This window comes from Leptolyngbya sp. PL-A3, assembly GCF_039962325.1.
Taxonomy (GTDB): domain Bacteria; phylum Cyanobacteriota; class Cyanobacteriia; order Elainellales; family Elainellaceae; genus Vacuolonema.
On sequence record NZ_JAMPLB010000068.1, the window covers coordinates 12,835 to 32,236 of the forward strand.

Annotated in this window: 20 protein-coding genes and 1 pseudogene; 14 read left to right on the forward strand and 7 right to left on the reverse strand. The window is 47.9% G+C overall.

Features of this window, described 5'->3' with window-relative positions:
* Nucleotides 1-3 precede the first annotated feature (3 nt).
* From NDI52_RS28875 to NDI52_RS28890, 4 genes are read right to left on the reverse strand one after another with little or no spacing between them, the layout of a single operon-like run.
* Nucleotides 4-804, reverse strand: a complete 801-nt coding sequence (locus NDI52_RS28875) for a hypothetical protein (RefSeq protein ID WP_348256723.1) — start codon at nucleotides 802-804, stop codon at nucleotides 4-6.
* The gene (locus tag NDI52_RS28880) at nucleotides 804-1,274 is read right to left on the reverse strand and encodes a hypothetical protein (protein WP_348256725.1); all 471 of its coding nucleotides are present in this window, start codon (nucleotides 1,272-1,274) and stop codon (nucleotides 804-806) included. Before NDI52_RS28880 ends, NDI52_RS28875 begins: the two co-directional genes overlap by 1 nt.
* Nucleotides 1,229-1,456, reverse strand: coding sequence for a hypothetical protein (locus NDI52_RS28885; protein WP_348256727.1), 228 nt, complete (start codon nucleotides 1,454-1,456; stop codon nucleotides 1,229-1,231). Before NDI52_RS28885 ends, NDI52_RS28880 begins: the two co-directional genes overlap by 46 nt.
* Complete coding sequence (locus NDI52_RS28890; RefSeq protein WP_348256729.1) at nucleotides 1,453-2,064, reverse strand: hypothetical protein; 612 nt, start codon at nucleotides 2,062-2,064, stop codon at nucleotides 1,453-1,455. Before NDI52_RS28890 ends, NDI52_RS28885 begins: the two co-directional genes overlap by 4 nt.
* Before the next feature lie 228 nt (nucleotides 2,065-2,292).
* Between NDI52_RS28890 and NDI52_RS28895 the strand changes: the two genes are divergently transcribed.
* From NDI52_RS28895 to NDI52_RS28940, 10 genes are all read left to right on the forward strand, one after another.
* On the forward strand, nucleotides 2,293-2,469 hold the full coding sequence (locus NDI52_RS28895) for a hypothetical protein (RefSeq protein WP_348256731.1): 177 nt from the start codon (nucleotides 2,293-2,295) through the stop codon (nucleotides 2,467-2,469).
* A 45-nt stretch (nucleotides 2,470-2,514) separates the two neighbouring features.
* Nucleotides 2,515-3,162, forward strand: coding sequence for a Uma2 family endonuclease (locus NDI52_RS28900; protein ID WP_348256733.1), 648 nt, complete (start codon nucleotides 2,515-2,517; stop codon nucleotides 3,160-3,162).
* 661 nt (nucleotides 3,163-3,823) lie between these two features.
* On the forward strand, nucleotides 3,824-7,381 hold the full coding sequence (locus NDI52_RS28905) for a hypothetical protein (protein ID WP_348256735.1): 3,558 nt from the start codon (nucleotides 3,824-3,826) through the stop codon (nucleotides 7,379-7,381).
* 635 nt (nucleotides 7,382-8,016) lie between these two features.
* Nucleotides 8,017-8,799, forward strand: a complete 783-nt coding sequence (locus NDI52_RS28910; RefSeq protein WP_348256737.1) for a DUF6615 family protein — start codon at nucleotides 8,017-8,019, stop codon at nucleotides 8,797-8,799.
* 131 nt (nucleotides 8,800-8,930) lie between these two features.
* A complete protein-coding gene (locus NDI52_RS28915) occupies nucleotides 8,931-9,992 on the forward strand; it encodes a restriction endonuclease (protein ID WP_348256739.1) in 1,062 nt (353 codons plus the stop codon).
* A 248-nt stretch (nucleotides 9,993-10,240) separates the two neighbouring features.
* Nucleotides 10,241-10,936, forward strand: a complete 696-nt coding sequence (locus NDI52_RS28920) for a hypothetical protein (RefSeq protein WP_348256741.1) — start codon at nucleotides 10,241-10,243, stop codon at nucleotides 10,934-10,936.
* On the forward strand, nucleotides 10,897-11,589 hold the full coding sequence (locus tag NDI52_RS28925) for an ABC-three component system protein (RefSeq protein WP_348256743.1): 693 nt from the start codon (nucleotides 10,897-10,899) through the stop codon (nucleotides 11,587-11,589). The genes NDI52_RS28920 and NDI52_RS28925 overlap by 40 nt, the downstream gene beginning before the upstream one ends.
* Nucleotides 11,586-11,813, forward strand: coding sequence for an ABC-three component system middle component 6 (locus NDI52_RS28930; RefSeq protein ID WP_348256745.1), 228 nt, complete (start codon nucleotides 11,586-11,588; stop codon nucleotides 11,811-11,813). The genes NDI52_RS28925 and NDI52_RS28930 overlap by 4 nt, the downstream gene beginning before the upstream one ends.
* On the forward strand, nucleotides 11,810-13,555 hold the full coding sequence (locus NDI52_RS28935; RefSeq protein WP_348256747.1) for an ABC-three component system protein: 1,746 nt from the start codon (nucleotides 11,810-11,812) through the stop codon (nucleotides 13,553-13,555). Before NDI52_RS28930 ends, NDI52_RS28935 begins: the two co-directional genes overlap by 4 nt.
* A gap of 196 nt (nucleotides 13,556-13,751) precedes the next feature.
* Nucleotides 13,752-14,795, forward strand: coding sequence for a YaaC family protein (locus NDI52_RS28940; RefSeq protein ID WP_348256749.1), 1,044 nt, complete (start codon nucleotides 13,752-13,754; stop codon nucleotides 14,793-14,795).
* A 156-nt stretch (nucleotides 14,796-14,951) separates the two neighbouring features.
* Here NDI52_RS28940 and NDI52_RS28945 read toward each other — a convergent pair whose 3' ends face one another.
* Nucleotides 14,952-15,890, reverse strand: a complete 939-nt coding sequence (locus NDI52_RS28945; RefSeq protein WP_348256751.1) for a hypothetical protein — start codon at nucleotides 15,888-15,890, stop codon at nucleotides 14,952-14,954.
* A 70-nt stretch (nucleotides 15,891-15,960) separates the two neighbouring features.
* Nucleotides 15,961-16,371: an FHA domain-containing protein gene (locus NDI52_RS28950; RefSeq protein WP_348256753.1), complete on the reverse strand. Its 411-nt coding sequence runs from the start codon at nucleotides 16,369-16,371 to the stop codon at nucleotides 15,961-15,963.
* A gap of 78 nt (nucleotides 16,372-16,449) precedes the next feature.
* Here NDI52_RS28950 and NDI52_RS28955 point away from each other — a divergent pair, with 78 nt between their 5' ends.
* The 4 genes and pseudogenes from NDI52_RS28955 to NDI52_RS28970 all read left to right on the forward strand — a co-directional run.
* Complete coding sequence (locus tag NDI52_RS28955; protein ID WP_348256755.1) at nucleotides 16,450-16,581, forward strand: hypothetical protein; 132 nt, start codon at nucleotides 16,450-16,452, stop codon at nucleotides 16,579-16,581.
* Between the two features lie 260 nt (nucleotides 16,582-16,841).
* On the forward strand, nucleotides 16,842-17,486 hold the full coding sequence (locus NDI52_RS28960; RefSeq protein ID WP_348256757.1) for an AAA family ATPase: 645 nt from the start codon (nucleotides 16,842-16,844) through the stop codon (nucleotides 17,484-17,486).
* Nucleotides 17,479-18,414: a ParB/RepB/Spo0J family partition protein gene (locus tag NDI52_RS28965; protein ID WP_348256759.1), complete on the forward strand. Its 936-nt coding sequence runs from the start codon at nucleotides 17,479-17,481 to the stop codon at nucleotides 18,412-18,414. The genes NDI52_RS28960 and NDI52_RS28965 overlap by 8 nt, the downstream gene beginning before the upstream one ends.
* Nucleotides 18,415-18,448: 34 nt before the next feature.
* A pseudogene (locus tag NDI52_RS28970) lies at nucleotides 18,449-18,775 on the forward strand (DUF1016 N-terminal domain-containing protein); the annotation flags it as partial.
* A 215-nt stretch (nucleotides 18,776-18,990) separates the two neighbouring features.
* Here the strand turns inward: NDI52_RS28970 and NDI52_RS28975 are convergent.
* Complete coding sequence (locus tag NDI52_RS28975) at nucleotides 18,991-19,191, reverse strand: hypothetical protein (RefSeq protein ID WP_348256761.1); 201 nt, start codon at nucleotides 19,189-19,191, stop codon at nucleotides 18,991-18,993.
* Between the last annotated feature and the right edge of the window lie 211 nt (nucleotides 19,192-19,402).

Below are 19,402 nucleotides of genomic sequence, written 5' to 3' on the forward strand. Positions count from 1 at the left end.
TAGTTAGTTGCTGCCAGCACCGTTCGAGGCTTTGCCAGTCAACTTGGCAAACAGCTCTTGCTGGTAAGGCGTCAGCTTCGCGATCAATTCCTCCAGGGAATCGAGTTTGCTGTTGTTAGCAGGAGGAGGTTCTGTAGTTTGAGGATCTGATTGAGGCGGTGGTGCGGCTGATTTGGTTGGTTCTTTTGGTTTGGGAACAGATTTGGATGGAGTCGTGGGTTGCGTTTCAGGTTTGAAAATCGCCCGCCCCCCTTCAGCAAGGAGCCAGAGGAAGCAACACACCTGCACGGTGGCAAGGCAAATGACTAGCCACAGCAGGTCACTCCAATTAATCGATAACCCGGTAAACGTAACGGCAAAGGGTTGAAAATAGCGCAGCAGGATTGCCAGGTCTGTGCAGAACGCACCGTAGCACAACAGCATGATGCGACCAATCCACCGCTGCGGAAAGGCGTTGTATTGGCGCTTGAGACTCGCAACGAGGGGATTGTCCTTATCGTTGACCTCAAGACCCCGAAAGCGCTCGGCAGCCTTGATCAAAAGAGCCAGGGCACCCAGGGAGCCTTTCACCAATAGGGGCAGCACTTCCAGCACTTGCAGTAGGGCCCATAGCACCAGGGCCACAAAGCCAATCAGGAGCGTGAAGACACCTTCAGGAGCAAAGAAGGACATCAAGATTTTGTAGTAGAGACTGGCATTCCAGAGACAAAACACGACCAGTCCAATCCGGGTGACCAGCACCAGCATGGTGATACCAAAGGAACCGGAGTTCCCTAAACCGGGGTTCTTAAGGGTATTCGACATTAGCCCTCACCTCCGATCTGACCGAAGTGTGCACCATTGGCCCTAGCTCGTTCGATCGCCTTTCGCACCACCTCCGGTGCGCCATTGCCAGCAAACTGGGTGATTCGGCCTTCTTCCCCGACGATCGCTGTCCCACCGATCGCATCACACACCACTAGGCCCGGTTGTAGAGGTTGGCCATTGATGCCGCTGACGACCTTGGAGTTAGGCACCAGTTGCGCGAAGTATCCGTTTTCAGAGAGCAGTAGGCAGTCCGCGTCATAGCGAGCATTGGCGATCGCCCGCTCCTGCTCCATAAGTTCGTTACTGCGTTGAAGATTGGCAACGCGGGTTACTTCGCTCTGACGTTGCTGGTAGCGATCCCATTGGCGGGGAGCCTCCAAAGCTATGGCACCGGCGGCAACGAGTACGACAGCGATGGGGATCAGTTGCTGTGCAGGGGTTTTATCGGGGTCTGGGTTTCGTAACATAGGATTTGTTCCTCTCGATTTGCGTGGAGTGGACAGGGGGCGATCGCCTCGGCCTGAGAAACTGGGCGATCGCTCTCCCCTAAAGAATTTGGAGCATCCCAATCAGGAATTGGTGAATTGGGTGAATGAGGGCACTGGTGAGCAAAGGTGAATGCCAGGGCAGCACCCAGCAACCCAATCAAGATGAGGATAAAGGGCCAGTAGGGTTTTCCTGCGGCTTTCCCATGGCAAGCAATTGAGCCAGCATTTCCTGAAGGTCTGAGGTAGTAGCGGTCTGTTGCGATGCCAGAAGCTGAGATTTAAGGGCAGCCACCTTCAGATCCACCACCGTTCCCTGAATCAGGGAATCCAGTTTTTTCTTGTCAGCCTGAGTCTTTTTCAAAGCTTGTTCCTGGGCTGCTACCTTCTCATCCATCGCCTTTTTAGCCGCGCTGGTGGCAATGGTGGCGATCGCCACCACTTGGTCTGAGTTCACGGTTTGACCCATTACCCCATCAAAGTGACGCACCATGGCAGCCGGGTCAAAGCCTTCAGGTAGAGCCAAATCGAGCATTTGCGTGGGAGCTAGAGCCGAATTCACTACAAAGCCTTCTGGAACCATCACCGTAGTGGGCGATAGGGGGGGTTCTGACTCCTGAACCAACACAGCAGGTTTAAATTCCTTTAATGCAGCCATTCGGGCTTCATCAGTTAGACCATTAGCCGTTTGGAAACCGAACGACTGTAGGTAACGCCTCACGCTTGTATAGGGCAAGTCGTACTCTTTGCAAAAGGCATACAGAGTCACCATTACTTTTTCTCCTTAAAATCCTCAGGTCACTTGGTGGTAGAGGCCTGGAGAGAGTTGGTTAGAGGTTGGTTAGCCTTAAGCGGCGCTTTGCCTTGCCAACCTTGTACCAATGCCTATTCCAGTTAGCGCTCAATCTAGCACAATTTAGTGCTAGATTGAGCGCTAGTGAGTTATAAATAAGGAATTAGTATCCAATTAGTGCTAAATCAGGTAAAAAGGAGGCATTACATGCACAGCGATAGCACCATGAGTAGGCGTTACAACATAACGCTCCCAGATGGCATTGCCGAGAAACTGGAGAAGTGGGCGGAGGGCGAGAAGAACAAGCCCTCTACCCTTGCAGCTTTTCTAGTTGAACTTGCAGTGCGCGAATGGGACGAGAAGCAACAACAGCAAAGAACCTGATGTTCCAGGTCTCTTTGTTGAAACAGAGTGGATAAGGTAATCACGATGATTCAAGCCATTCGCAATCCAGTCACCTTCGATGAGTTCATCGCCTGGTATCCAGAGAACTCAGAGTATCGCTATGAACTGCATGATGGGGTCATCGTTGAAATGCCAAAACCCATTGGCAAGCACTCAGAGATTGCTGGATTTCTCGTCCTAGAACTTGGCTTTGAAATTCGACGGATGCGGCTCCCCTACTTCATCCCTAAAGAATGTGTCGTTAAGCCCGGAGAATCGGGCTACGAACCCGATGTCATCGTCCTCAATAGCAAGACCATTTCAGCAGACCCACGCTGGGAAAAGGAGTCCACGATTACACAGGGCCAATCCGCTAAGCTCGTCGTCGAGGTTGTCAGTACCAACTGGAGCGACGATTACGCTCTCAAGCTTGAAGACTACGAATCTCTTGGCATTCCAGAGTATTGGATCTGCGATTACCTGGGGCTGGGAGGCAGACGCTACATTGGCTTCCCAAAACAGCCCACCCTCTCCGTTTTCCAGTTGAACGCATCAGGAGAATACGAAGGTAAGCAGTTCAGAGGCGATCAACCTATCGAATCCCTAGCCTTTCCCCAACTACAACTGAGCATGAATCAGATTTTGAGTGCCGTTGGTGGACAAAGTATTCCAAACAGTGAGGCTGGAAACTGATGCAGTGCTTCCAGCCAGGCTCAAAACAACCACCAGTACACTTGCACTTATTAGTGTCTGGAGGTAAATTATTGATTAGCCCGATCAAATCCTATACCCGCAGCTTTTGGAAGGAGCGGCAGAACTATCTAGCAGAGATCGCTAGGAAGGTTCTGTCGCTTGTTAGTTTTCATCTCCGGTCAAACCCCAAAATTCTCTTCCTTCAAGGGGTTGATTGGATTATCCTTAACAGGATAGTCGGGGAAATCCTACAGCCCGCCGGGGCCTGTAGCCACAAGTTTGCCCACGACATTCTCCAGGAGGTCAGCCCCATGCGTTAGCCCAGATAGGACACAACGCAAAAACTAATAGCCCCAAAATACAAAAACCGCTACGAGGGGCGAATCTCAGAAGCGGTTTCTGTAAAAGTTACAGGTTATTTGGTTTTGCATAGTCCCACCTTACTTGGTGGATAGCTGAAAGAGTGTTGCTCTCTCAGTACAGGGAGTTTTTGTGTTAAAAACTCACCTAGTCTTGAGACAAAGATAGCACACTGACGGATTTGTGCGTCAATTTTTGCTACAACCTGCTTCTCAAGATTGGGTCTGAAGCGTCCACCACACCCTTGCTTCATCGATTCCACATTTAGGACTACGGGCCCAATTAAGCCCATCAAAACGCTATGAATACTTTGCTTTCGGAGACTCACACCCCTGAGTCTTCACAGGATTTTGCATCTAATTTTTCCTCTCACTACCCAGGTTTTTTAGGACGGGATAAACTCATCCCAACCAAGCGCAAGAACCCTTGTGTTCTCTGTGGAAATACCTCTGGTAAATGTCGAGAGACCCATGACCTCCGGCTTTGCATGGAGTACACCGTCGGTCATTCCGCCATCCCCGGCTATCGCTTTACGGGCTTAAGTAAGGATGGGCTGTGGGGTGTTTGGGTGGTTGACGATAAAGCCAGCCGCTCTGACGAAGATCGCGAACAATGGTGGCAGGAGCAACAGATTCGGCGACACCTGCAGGAACAAGCCGAAACCCAACAACGCGCTCAGTCTTTACCGGCTCCAGAACGAGATCGCCATTATCGACGGCTACTATCGCTTCTAACGCTTCACCCTGAAGACCGGATGGACTTACACCGGCGTGGCCTAAGCGAAGCCCAAATTAAAGCGGGTGGATTTGTATCTGTTGTTCAATGGCAGAAATTGCCAGAGAAGTTTCCCCTCAACCTGCCAGGGGTGAATTGGGAGGGACAGTCGCTCAACGTATCAGGAGCTGGCTATCTTTGCCCCATCCGTAACATTGACGGATTGATCGTTGGATTGCAATTACGCCTCCGAAACCCAGAAGACGGTGGGCGGTATCGCTGGCTATCGAGCGCTCCAAAAGGACAACCACCAAACCTTCCGAATGGCGAGTTACCCTTAGCCATGTTTCGGCCTGAGGCACCTTCCACAAAAGCAATCGCTATGGTGGAAGGCACTGGCGCAAAACCCTTTATCACTTCCGAACGGCTAGGAGTCATTACCCTCGGGGCTGCTGGAGGACAATTTGCCTCTAGCTCCCAAACCCTGCAAGTCACCCTCCAAAGGGTGGCAGCAGAACTAGAAACCAACCGCATCAACTTCTTCCCCGATGCCGGTTCGCTAGAAAACATGAATGTTTTGCGCCAATATGCCGCAACCTGGGAACTGCTGGAGCAATGGGGCTACTCTGTCTCTGTCGGGTGGTGGGGCCAAGTCTCCAAAGGACAGCCAGATATTGATGAACTAGAAGATTTAGAGGCGATCGCCTTCATTTCTCCCCAAGCGTTTTTCGCCATGGTACCGGGCGGGTTTACGCCCAGTTCAGCAGAACTATTGCAGGATTCTAAACAACAGAAAATCAATCACTACAGGGTTGAGACCGACCGCATCATGACAGAGTTTAATACTCTGCGGATTGAACCCACCCTTACCCTGTCCGGGCGCTACATCCCATCAGGGCTACTGCCCTTACCGGAGAACGCTGGCACAATTTTGATTGATGGCCCCATGGGTGTCGGGAAAACCTCAACAGCCCTGAAAGAACTGGTCGAGCAGCACCGACGCCAATTTCCAACTGCATTTCGTTGCCTGCTAACTCCCAGAAACGCTTTAGGGCGACAATCTGCCGCCGTATTAGGGCTTCCCCACCACACCACATTTCAGGGATTTGGCACATATCCCAATGAAGTCACCCTATGCCCGGAATCAGGATGGCGCTTTCCGACCAAACGACTGCCAGAAGGACCACCCTTGATTCTCATCGATGAGGTCAGCCAATTACTCTATCAAGTGCTGGAGGGTAAAACTTCAGGCCAAAACCATGCCCTCAACCTCCATTGGCTGCGATCGCTCTTTCAATGGGTTCAAGCGCAAGGGGGCTGGATTGTCCTCTCCGAAGATGGCATCACCAACCTGGAAGTTGATCTCATCTCCCAGGCATCTGGACTTGAGGTGGTGCAATTCCTCAAGTTTGAGCGCACCAAAAGTGGAAGCAGAGACATCACCTTATTCAGTTCACCGTCCCTCACCTGGGCCGAAATCAAAAAGCGGCTCGAGAAGGGTGAAAACCTCGTCATTGCCAGCGACTCAGCCAAGTGGTTACATCAAACCCGTGAGATGGCGATCGCCTTCGGCATTAACCCCGATGATATTTGCATTATCGACAGCGAATCTTCTTCAGAAGAATGGGCACAACAACTGAGCACCGATCCCGATAGGTGGATTGCCAAGCATCGTCCCCGCATCCTGGGCTATTCCCCCACCTTCCAGCAGGGCATCAGCATCGGGGATCCCGACGGTCATTTTCAGGCCATGGCCATTCATCTGGTGCATCTAGACTGGCGTTCGGCCAAACAAATGCCCGAACGTCTGCGCACCCATGTCCCCCGCTTTGGTTATGTGAAACCTTCTGGTGGTCGTACCGACGAATTCTTTAGCAGTTGTCGTCCTGAAGTTATCGTTCGCGATTTCTACCGCAATGCTGAAGGGGTAGAAAAGCTAACGCAATTTGCCCAGTACGCTCAATCTAAGGGTGCTACCAACGCAGACGGAGTTCCCCTCGATTTAGTGGGGGCGATCGCGAACCTAAAGGCATCAGAACACGACCCGAATTCAGACTTTGGATTTTGGTTGAAGCACTACGCTCGTTACCAGGCTAGAGGCACCTATAACCGTTTGTCCTTACGCCAATCTCTGGTGCAGCTATGGGAATCCCGAGGATATAGCGTTCAGATTATCGAAGGCAAAGCAAAAGCAGAAACCGAAGAAAGACAACGGATTCAAGGAGAACTGGCAAACGCCAAAGCACAGACTTTTGCACAGTTAGATACGAGTGAACTTACCCTGACAGAAGCGCGATTCATTCTGGAGGAACCCGAAGCCACCCAACAGCAGCGGGAACTGGCTCACAAGCGACTGCTAGAGGACAAATTGCCTGGGGTGGATTTGGATAATTTCCAGTTTGTTCTGAAGGTCATCATTCATAACAACGGACGATTCCTAAAGACAGCAGAACTGCTCTGGATGACACGCAACCCGAAAGCCGCTGAGTGGTTGGATCGCTGGAGCTGGATGAATGAGTTCACTCAGGCCGCACGGCGCTCACACTGTGTCAGCTATACGCGTCTATCCTGTCGCTCCAGCCAAGCCAAATTACTCCATGACTGTCCTCTACAGCCCTTTATCGATGGTAAGGTCAAACAATGGGACAACAATAGCCCCGAGGCGATCTCCGTCCATCAATGGGCACTCCTGCGTCGTCATCATTTCCGCCGATACCTGCAGCTCACCATCTCCGAAGAGCATCCTGCCGTCAAAACGGTCAATAAGCTGCTACGGAAGCTCGGTTACAAAATTGAGCAGCAGGGATGGAAGGGCAGTCGGGAGGAGAGGGAGCGTCAGTACGGCATCACTAACCTGGAAGACATCGACCGGGATGCCATCCTGAAGTCGCTGGAAGAACGATTTATCAAGCGTCTCGAGGACAAAGAGGGTATCTCCGATCCGACAAATCCGGTACCCGTGATCGCAACTTCCCTAAAGATACCAACGCTTCTAAATTGCGATCACCGACCTCAGCCTAACTGGTCAAAATGCCCACAGGGGTTGCTGAAAATGATGCAGATGGCGTGGGCTGAGGCGGAAAATGAGCAGCAAAGACAGGCGGTTTTAGATGCGATAGCAGACTATGGGAGGGCGATCGCCTAAAAACCTTTTGAATTTAGCAAAATGAATACTCACTCCTAGCTGCTAGTCCCACTAGTGGAGATTGCTATTGGCTAAAATTCGAGGTGGTTATTTGCTGACGTATAACGTTATCCGATAAAATTCTATATAAAAATTAAATTATGAGCTCTATTCTGATGGTAGTTACTGTAGTAATGTTCGGATGCAGATTTTAATATCCGCTCAGCACCTTGAATAGCTGCTCCGCGCAGCAACTACTCCACGGAAGAACAAGAGTTTTGGCTCCTGGAAATGCCTAAAACAGGGGATGTACTAGTGAGTTTTGAGTAGTACTTAGGCCAAAACCGAAGCCATACTTGTACTACAGGCATGAAAAAACTGCTCTGGTGGGCACTCGTATTGTTTCTATGCTTGTTAATAATTGTTAGTGTTTGGGAACTCTACTGGGCAGCTATAGAATCGCTGGAACCAACAACGTCACTTGATAGCTATATAGCACTTTATTAAAGGGACGTTGCGGTTCAGCTAAACCACCATGAGTACAAACCGCAGTCTAACTATGCCCATGCACACCGACCGCCGAAAGTTGCTCAGTTATGATGCAAAAGCTATTGGTTGCGGGTGATGGGCAACGGTATGTGTAAATGCGGAAAACAATGAATCTAGATTGTCAGGTCTTTTCCGATGCCGCTTCTTATGTTGGTCGCTGGCTTACTCTACAACCAGCCGTCAAGGAGGAATCTCTAACGGACTGGCTGCTGTTTGAAATATCGTCAAAGCTTCCGAACGTCCACTACCTTGCATTTTCGCGACATGTTGAAGCTAGAAAGACTGGTGCCGACTGGGAATGGTGGTTTGTCTTCCGAAATGGCTCATATCGATATCGAATTCAAGCCAAAAAAGCCAAGCCAGCAGGCGATAACTATCCGGGAATTGCATACACAAATCAGTACGGTCTCCAGATTGACAAACTGATTAGCGACGCAAAAACAGCAAACGCGATACCCGCATACGTCGTCTTCTCAGCGACTAAAAATCCTTCATCGTCGAAATGTGGTGGCAGGGTCAACGCAACTGGAGCGTTTAGCCTTGGCGCGCAGGAAGCGTATACGCAATTTATCGCGTCGGGTAAAACGACGATCGACGAATCACAGTTGTTGTCACATTCGATCCCGATGCAGTGCTTTGCGTGCTGCCCCTATATGACACGGGCAGACCGAATGGACAATTTCATTAAAACGTATTTTCTATCGGAAGTCACCGCGCTTTCTGAATCAAATAGTGACCGCAGTCCCGGCTTTCATAGCGAACTTCCAGCCTACGCAAATGCATTACTTGAACATCGCGATGGAACACCGGCTTGGATTGAAAGTGAGTTTAATAGTCAACTACCGGATATTAATGCACTCCTAATATATGACATGCGTGAAGACACATAATCGGGTCGCCAGGGGGTTTTCCCCTCCAGCACCCACAGCACCCTGCATGCCCACTGCCGAGAGTTGATCACGCGTGATGCAAAGACTATGGTCGCGGGTGATGGACAGCGTTAGATAGCAACCAAACATATATGAGCCTTGACTCCGATACGCTTATGACCCAGTTCTGTACACTGGATTCGCTCCCAGCGGACGCGCCGGCTGCTGCGAAGCGCAGACGTGGACAGGAGTTTGAGGTATTCCTCCATAACCTCCTTGCCGCAAGCGACCTGGATCCTCGAACACGCTACCGCCCTGAGGGCGAGGAGATCGATGGCTCTTTCGAGCTGTCGGGACGCGTGTATCTTCTCGAAGCAAAGTGGCATCGCGATCCGCTGCCAGCGTCTGCGATTTACGCCTTCAAGGGAAAGGTGGACGGCAAGTTGACAGGGACACTTGGTGTATTCGTTTCGATGTCAGGTTACAGTGAGGATGCTATAGAGGCACTAACGCTCGGGAAAACACTTAATGTAATCCTCGCCGACCGGGACGACGTCTTGACAGCTCTCGCCAACAAGTCTGGGATCAGGGGTGTACTGAGGACAAAGCTTCGAGCTGCTGCAGAGCAGGGAACTGTCTACTATCGGGTAAGCGCGACTCAACTGACGGTGGGAGGGGTAGCCGGTCACGATGCCACGCAGGCTACGGTCGAAGTCGCAGCAACCAATGATGCTCGGCCGACATCGCTGGTGATTGTCTGTGAGGGCCCGCGCGATGAAGTGGCACTCACGATACTGACGCAGCGCATTCTTGAGCGAGAGAAGCGCGCGGGGGACGTACGCCTCGTCGTCGCGATGGGTAAGCACAACATCCCCCGAGTTCTCAATGCAATCCGTCGATCTCTACCGGATACAGCTGGTTTTGTCGCAGTAGCGGACGGAGACGAAGATCCTGAGCACACTAGGCAGCTCATTGCAGAGCAGCTGGAGGATTCAGCGGAAATTGTTGTGGTCAATCCAGGGCTCGAAGCGTGGTTCACGCCTTTCGTAGGTGATCCCACACTCTGTTTTGGGGATCGAAGGAAGTGGAGATCACGACACTGGGAAGCGATCTTGCAGGTGCAGATGGGCGTTGACCTCTTGGAACTGAGCTCGGCGCACCCAACATTTCAGCAGTTCTATAACCTCGTCGTGCGTCATTCACGAGTTATCTAATGATGCGTTGCAGCTGACAAAGCGGCCCCGAGATTGTTGCGGCAGCTTGGCTCCGTGTAGTCCCCTTTGCAGCTGAACTTGGGCGTTAGCTCTCTGAGTTACCTGTGGGGACACAGACGGAATATCGATCGTTTTTTCTATAGCTCTACAGTCAATTCCTGATACGGGGGCATTCCTTAGTTAATGTGCTATAACCGATCCAGTAATTTGTGACTATAGGATATTCGTTACTTTATTTGCAGAAAAATATGATTCCTTCTGGCTTGAACTTGAGATTACAGCAGTTAGAAGAAAATATTAGTCGGGTTTTGCAACTACTGAATGAGTATGAGGCAGAGTTGCTTGATGAGGATGATCCTGGCAGAAAAAGTAAATATCGTCGTCGTGTTGAAAGCCTAAAGCAACAGAAAGCTGGCTATGAAGAGGAGTTCACAGACTTACAAGTTCAACTAGCAAATAAATATCCGCTTCAAACAGAAACTATTTCTAGTCAACTACAGGAAATCAACAATAAGATCGAGCTACTTCTAGATGGACAGGTTTCGCTTCGCCAAATATTGATGTTGCACTTTAGTCCTAAAGAGCAAGAATTGCTGATTCCTTTTACACAGAAGTTAGATGAGCCTGAGTTGATAAATATTCAAGCTTTTTTAGAAGCAGTAGAAACTGATCAAGCTTCTGAAGAAGACGTTCAGCTAATGTTGACTGAAACCCGGTCATTATTAGAGAAATTACAAGAACAAAATTTTGCCTTACCAGCAGGCAAAGAAGCTGTTTCTGAGATAATTAATTCTCCCACAATCGATGCAAAACATGCACTAAAGGTATCGATTCCAATCATTCCTTTTATTCTCGCTTATGAAGGAGAATTAGGATTAGGAACTGGTATTAATCTTAAAGAAGCGTGGCAACATTGGAAAACAAAGTTTATGAAAAACAGGTAGGTTATTCTGTGGATTGGAGGCAGCAACGTAAGCATGATCTTGAACATCGAATGCTTAGCATTATCACATTGCTTGGTGAGTGTGAACAAAAACTAACTTACGAAGAAGACCCACAAACTATTGGGAAATTAAATAACCAAATTGCTAATCTTAAGAAACAAAAAGATGAATGTCAAAGTGATTTAGTATCGCTTGATCAAGGACAAGGAGTACAAAGAAGCCTTGCTCTAACGATGGCTAATATTACTTTTGAAGACATGAACTTTGTGATTGCGGCTCTTCTAAGACAGCGAATAGTGACTATTGATAGTCAAGATAATTTTCGTACTACTGATCCAGAAAGAAAGATGTCAAAGAATGGTCTAACTCACAATGTTAGATGGTTATTGGATACGGGACTAGCAAAAGCAAATGAAGTACGCCATCTAATTGAGAATAATGCAAAAATCAACTTTCCTGATGTGCCAGAGAGATTAAAAGCAACTCTTAACGCCGAATATCTTAAACTTATGGAAGAAGGAATTCGAGGTGATGACTTATTCATGCGCTTGCATGAATTCTCAAGTTGTCAGAACTCAGATATTAGATGGCAAACGGCGGGTTTAGCCATCTTATGCTATTTTTTTGAAACTTGTGATGTGTTTGAACCATGATTTTACCTACTAAGCATATCTCGACCCGAAATTCATTACTAGGCGTTGGCGCTATAATTATAGGACACCTGAACTATCCTCGCACTGTGACTTCTCTTTGGAGTGATTTATCTAAGTTGCCAGAGGTTGCTACTTTTGAACGGTTTGTTTTAGTCCTTGATCTTCTATATATGATTGGAGCGATCGAGTTAGAAGAAGGTTTGCTATATAAGCGTCATTCATGATTAATGCTGTTTTTGCCAACAGAAACTCATTCAAAGCGGTTGAGTTTTTACCTGGCTTTAATGTAATTCTTGCCGATCGTGCAGAAACCTCTAGTGCTAGAGAATCACGTAATGGTCTTGGTAAATCTACGTTAATTGAAATTATTCATTTTTGTTTAGGTTCACGTACCCGGAAAGGTACAGGCTTGACAGTATCAGCTTTAAGAGGATGGGCTTTTTCATTAAGGCTCACTTTAGCAGGTCGTGAGATGGTTGTTACTCGCAGTGTTGATGAGCCTTCGAGAGTAACTATTCAAGGAGATACTAGTGGTTGGGCTATTCAGCCGCGAGTAGAAGAGGGTGAATTCTTCTTTAGGGTAGAGGATTGGAAGAAAATTCTTGGTGCTTTGGTGTTTGGTTTGTCTACCAATGAAGAGAGACAGTTTATACCTACCTTTCGTAGTTTAATTTCTTATTTTATTCGACCAGGAAAAGATGCTTTTTCTACTCCTTTTGAATATTTTAGAAAACAGCCAGAATGGGAAAAGCAAGTTTTTAATACATTCTTGTTGGGTCTTGCCTGGGAAGACGCAAGTGATTGGCAAGGACTCAAAGAACAAGAGAAACTTCTTGACAGCCTCAAGAAGTTGAAGAAAACTAACCAAGCTGGAGTTGCAACAAGAATTCTTGGATCTCTCGGTGAACTAGAAGCTGCTAGGGTTAGAATTGAGCAACAGCTCCAGAGGAGAGGAGAAGAACTAAACAACTTTCGAGTACACCCTCAGTACCATGAATTGCAGCAGGAAGCAAATCTTCTTACAACTGAGATTCATGATATTACCAACGAAAATTTGTTCAACCGTCAATTACTAACCTTTTATCAATCAAGCCTTGAACAAGAAAATGAGCCATCTCAAAATGATGTGACTCGACTATATGAAAGTGCTGGTGTTGAACTTCCTGGTTTGGTAAGTCGTCGCCTTGAAGAGGTAGAAGTTTTCCACCGTCAAATTATCGAAAACCGACGTGAATTTCTTTCAACTGAAGTTAAGCGTCTCAGACGTACCATTGCTGAACTGGACAAAATTATAAGAGAAAAAACTAACCAACGTGCCGCTAGACTTGAAGTTTTGCAAACTCATGGTGCTTTAGAGGAACACACAAGGCTGCAAGAACTATATTTAGAGACTCGATCAAATCTTAATGATATCAACCAACGGATTGATGAATTGAGAAAGGTAGAAGAGGGAAAAAGTTCTCTACGAATAGAGAAGGAGCTATTGAAACAGAGAACACGCCGAGACTACGAAGAACGCCATGCACAGGCTGAAAGAGCAATTGCACTATTTAATTCTAATTCGCAAGCTCTTTATGATGCTCCGGGCACGCTTGCAATCAATGTGGGTTCAGCAGGGTTTCAGTTCAATGTGGAAATTGAACGAGATCGTAGTGAAGGTATTGGAAAGATGAAGATCTTTTGCTATGACCTAATGCTTGCACAACTATGGTCGCAGCGTGAGTTATCACCAAATATCCTTATTCATGATAGTACGCTCTTTGACGGAGTGGATGAACGCCAAGTAGCTTTAGCTCTTGAATTGGCTGCTAGAGAGTCGGAACGCCTTGGGTTTCAATATATTTGCGCTCTCAATTCAGATATGGTTCCTTCAACAGATTTTTCGCCTGGATTTAACTTCAAATCTTTTGTAAGGTTGAGGTTAACCGATGATGAGGGGGGAAACTTACTTGGAGTTAGCTTTTAAAGTCGTCTTTTTAAGACCCTTGAATTTTGCGAGGGCTAACACTGCGTTAGTGTGGACGGAACAGAGATTGTCGATGGGAGTTCTAGGTTAACTGCCGCCGCACAACTTCACCATTGAACTCCAAAGCCGCGAGACTTGCCAAATTGCCATATCATTATCTCGACCACAAGTTTCTGAGTGATGTGTTGAGAGGGATATGGGATTCGCACCAATTGTGACTAATGGGAAAACGGTCTATATCCACTCGGCTGTTTCACAACCTGACTTTGGAGGAGATACGGTTCTATCTGACGATCCTTGGGACTATGTAGCTTTATGGCTGCGTCGGGCAAAGAATAATGAGGCAGGCTTCTACTGGGATCAATCTCGTGAATTCTATAAAGCATCTGTTGAGTTATCTTCGGTTTCATCACCACTTACATCGTATTACTGCTTCTTAAATGCTACTAAGGCATTGCTTACACAAAAAAGGTTTTCTTTCTCCGATAAACATGGTGTCACTGGCTATACCAAACCTGGCAGGAAGAGTTTGACCAATGAAATAGTACAACTGAAAGGCAGTGGTGTGTTGCATTCTTTATGTGGCTTCTTAGGTGAAAATGTTCAACCTCAGGAAGAATATTCTCTAAAAGAAATCTTTCACCATCTTCCATTTATGCACCGAGCATTCACATTGACTTACAAATCCACAACTGAACTATTTCTTCCAGTAAAGAAACCTATGTTTGTTCGCAAAGACTCTTCTTCTGATGCTTGGTTTGTTGCAGAGCTAGATGACAGGTATGTATCCAGCCAGTTACAAAATATATTGCCGTCAGGTTATGAAGTAGATGCAGGGATAAAGGATCGTTGTTTGATTAGGCGCAAAAAGCGATTCAGCTGGAAAACCAGAGGGAATCAGCAATCTAGTAATTTACAGAGCCTGATCAATTACCACAAGCAAGTTAGGCAAAACGTGATCCCTATTTTTGCTCCTGTTAATAGCTGGTATCTCAAAAAAAGTCTTAAGACAGTTCAGCCTATAGAGAAATCACAACTGCCTTTGCTTTTTGTCGCGATGCATAAGCTCAGTGAGTTATCTCGATATGATCCAATAACGCTAGCTCGTCACCTCGACACCCAGCACAACTGGATTCTTACAGAGTTTCTTCAGGTTGCTCCGGCACAGTTCATTAATCATATTGCTTGTGAGATTACAGGGAAAGAATTTGTGAAACCATACGCAGCAAGACTATCGTAAAGCAGTCCAACAATATGTCCTGAGCCGAACGAGGCTACAGAGAAGTCGGGGCGGGGGTAATCGCTCCCAAGTTTCACAAATTTCAGATAGAGATAACATCCCTGTACAGATCCTATAAAGTAGGAGCTCATCATGGAGTAGAGCGCATGATGAGCGTTAGCAATGCGGTGGTCCCCTAAGACATTCTTCTAGAGTGACTTGCCACTCTATCGTAGAGGGAGGTTGGTCGCTGAAGACACTCAATGCAGTCGTGTACAAGTAGTGATTAGTACTGTACTCATGAATGACGATAGAAGCCGTCTGTAACTCGATTGTTCCAGAGGTTTTCCTCCTATAAGCTTGCTTCTCAAGTTCTTGCCAGTCCGGCCAATGATAAGCCTTTCGGTACTCGCTACGATACTGCTCAAAGCATTGGTGTTGCTCAGTAATAGACTGACTTTTCAGAGACTTCAACAAAGTCTTAGGAATTCTAGGAACGATGTCATACCCAGGTCCAGTCATGTCGTCCGGCTCCCGAAGCATGGATTGAGGATGTAAAGTCACCTGATAGAGGGTTGTTACTTCTCCAGTCATCAGACTGATCTCATAGGCTGCTTGATGGCGAAGGGGCGGGGGAAGATAGACCGGTATTCCTAAATTGGGTGAGGGGGGGGCCGAAGACTCTGAATAAATTCGCAAGGTTTGCTCAGACAGGTCACATAGGGTATGCCTGATGTCACCCGGTAGCTCCAGCCCATTCGAACGCATCAGGAGTTGCCCCTCTGCGGTCGAATAGGCTGCGACTGAATCACCTTGTACTGCCCAAAGGATCTGATCAGTGACGCGTAAGGGGTAACCCAATTCCTGTGATTCCCACTCAACGGTACCAGACGCGATCGCACGACTGACGAGTTTGCCTTCGAGTGAACGATAAAACAAGCGGGCTTCTTGCAGATCAACTGCTAGCTGATGCGGTAATGCTTTAGCAACCGCTGCTCTGGGAGCAGGGGCGAGCAAGGTTGTCGGTGGCAGTGCTTGCTCTTTGATGACTGGTTGTTCGATCGCAGGTTTGAGTCTGCTAATCGCGCTTTGCCAAAATCTCAGCCAGTTCCACATGGTCATCTCCGATTGATTACACAAGCACCTCAGCGTTCCGCCATACTTTCAACGAGGTCATCCATTGTGCTCACGATTCAATGGGGAAAATCTGTAGGATACAACCAGGAAAAGAGTTGAAGTCAGAGGCAACTGGCCAAGCCCGGTCGTATATCGCTGAAACACCTGCTCCAAATTCGATGATATCTCCACTGCATAGCACATGAGTTTGAATGGGGTTGCCATTGACCAGGAGTTGGTGTGCGCCGGAGTCATCCGGTGAGAACGCGGCGATGAGCCCATAGTCAAAAGGTGGCTGTCCGAATCGCACAAGCGTGGCGTGATGACGGGCAACCTGGTGGGAGCGGGTGCACAGGCGAATGTCTAACTTAGCAAACCTGCCAATTTCATAAGTAGGATGCGTCAGGGGGTAAGTTTGGCATCCCTTGTCGTCCTTAACAGTCAACTGATGCTCAGTCCCGTAACAGTTTTCGTCCTGCATTCTGCTCACCTTCAAAAAGGCTGGTTTTCCGATGTGACTCCTGTCTCGCTGACTCACGCCTTTCTACATCGTGCTGCTATGGCCAAGGCATCATTGGACATATTTTCTGAGCAGGCAATTCCCAACATCTTCCAGGTTTCTTCATCTGCCACCATTGTCGTTGGTCGTTTCACCATTGCCACGCAGGAGGCGGGCAAGCGTTGCCACTAACAAGATACCCATTTCTAGTTCGTGAGGCTCATCGAATTGCGTTGTCCGTCTGAGAACTGTCAGATAGAGACAACGATTCAAATCGACAACATCTTTCTGATGCTAGAGAACATCCTCACCTCCGCAGCTGCTTAATACCCCCTGAGGGAAATACTTCCCTTAACCCTTTTTGAAGGGAAACGTTTCCCTTTTTCTGTGAAGAGAAACGTTTCCCTTCAGTCCATTTGGAATACACTTGTTTTGTTGTTCTCTATTAATTCATGACTACGATCGCCGTCGTCAATCAGAAGGGGGGCGCGGGAAAGTCTACAATTGCTGTTCACTTAGCTCGCTGGCTCCACAAGCAAAAGAAGCAAGTTCTGGTGGTCGACGCAGATGGGCAGCGCACCTCCTCAATTTGGCTAGAGTCCTTGAATTATGAAATTCCTTTCCAAGTTCTTCAAGATCCTGATGAACTACTCGACCAATTACCTAAACTAGCCGATCAACAAGACTGGCTCATCATTGATGGTCCAGCTACTCTTAGCGAAACAACTAGGGCGCTTCTTCTATGGGCAGATCTAGCGATTGTGCCGTGCCAGCCTGCTGGTGTTGATTTAGCGAGCGCATCTGATACTGTCCGCCTTATCCGGCAAGCCCAAGCTATTCGGGGTAACTTACCCAACGCTGTGTTGTTCCTAAACAAGGCTATCAAAGGGACAAAACTCAAGGACGAAGCATTTGCCGTTTTACAACAGGTGCAGGGCGTTAAGCTACTGAACACCATCATCCATCAGCGCCAAGCCATCACTGATTCCTTTGGTCAAGGAGCTACTGTCTTCGATATGACTGGAACGCCAGCAGGGATTGCTCGCCGGGAGTTCGATAGCCTGTTCAAGCAGGCTATGGAGGTTATTGATGCCTAAAGAGCGTAAAACTCTCAGTGATGCAGTCATGCAGCGCTTCATGACGGCCCCCAACAGTATCCAGCCCGAGCAATCTCCCAATGCTGTCTCCATAAGACTCATCAAGCTACCGACGAAAGGCCAACCTCGTCGCTATTTTGATCCTGAAAAAATGGTACAGCTTGTGAAATCCGTCAAGGAGCACGGTATCCTCGAGCCAGTTCTGGTTCGCCCCTTACAAAACGGCAACTACGAGCTAATCGCTGGAGAGCGGCGATTTCGAGCGGCTCAAGAAGTTGGATTGGAGCAAATTCCTATAATTTCCCGCGACTTTTCAGATCGAGAAGCCATGCAAGTTTCTCTAATGGAAAATCTCCAACGCGACGACCTCAACCCGATTGAAGAAACAGAAGCAATCCTGGAAATCCTGGCTATTACCCTCGACATTAGTGCGGAAGAGGTAAAGTCTCTCATCTATCTAGCAGCAAATGCTAAAAATCGAGGGCAAGAACTGAAGGGAAACGTTCTCCTTCAACTAGAAGCAATCGAGAATTGCCTAGCTCAGTTAGGACGTTTCAATTTGGAATCTCTACGTAGCAGTCGGTTACCACTGCTGAACCTACCACCCAACATTCTCGATGCTTTACGTGAAGGAAAGCTGGAATATACAAAAGCCCGAGCGATCGCCCGTATCAAGGATGAGCAACAGCGGGATGAATTGCTAGGAGAGGCAATCGCCAACAGTCTTTCTCTAAATGAGATTAAAGAGAGAGCTAAGGCACTTAAACCTGACCCACGTTCTGACAGTAATCCCGAACAGATCTTGGTCAACCGGATGGCTGAAATTACGAAGTATTTGAAAAAGAACAGGGTATGGAGCGATCGTAAAAAGCACGACCGCATCACCAAGCTACTGGATGAACTGGAAAACCTTACTAAAGGCTCATAAGCGGCTCACCACATTTCTACCGCTATTCCACACTATGCCCAAACAAACGTCTCTTTTCCCTGAGTCCTACGACGACTTCTTTAAAGGGCTAAAAGCACGAATTCTCTCGACGCAAGTAAAGGCTGCCCTAGCTGTCAATAAAGAATTAGTTCTTCTCTACTGGCACATTGGAAAGGAAATTCTCCAGCGCCAACAGGAGGAAGGATGGGGAACAAAAGTCATTGAGCGGCTTGCTCGTGATTTGCGTTTGGAATTTCCAGATGTCACTGGATTCTCTCGCACAAATCTCCTTTATATGAGAGCTTTTGCAGAAGCTTATCCAGAAGAGGAATTTGTCCACCAGCTTGGTGGACAAATTCCTGTGCGCCAGGCATGGCCAATCACTTGGAGGTGAAAGTCCTCTACCCAACCTGATGGAGGTGAAGGGTTAGCGAAATGCAAGGGCAACATCGTGAGGTGTTGTCTGAAGGAAGCATCTAGCAAATCCACGGGCCGACGAACAGAAACTGGATATCAGGCAGGGCTGTCTGGACGAGTGGGCTGGAGACCACAAAGTCCATATCCATCAAGAGGCAGTCATGTAAATCCAGCGGTCGTGTGGAGAAGGTGGTTGATCTTACCCTGGGAGGTCTGCTTAAGGGCAGTCTGTTGGTCTATAGGAGTCTGACTGAGGGCGGTTTGGAAACGAGCCGACAATCCACAGAACCCTACGGACACGCAGGCAGCGCCCAGAGCCGAAATGCTCTGGGTGATTGAGCAGAAGTCAGCAGAGAGCATAGTACTCACTTTAATGAGTGAGGAAGGCTTGAACAATGGACACAGACGACTAAGGAGTGAGTCTTATGTCAGACGATGGTCAGAAAATCCGTTCTACGGCCTTCCCTTCAGCAACCGGGAGTGAAGCTCCACGGACTGAGCGGGAAGGGACAAGTTTGAACATAGCGACGAGCTATCCTGAAAATCTGTCTTTGCCGAAAGCACTACTCGA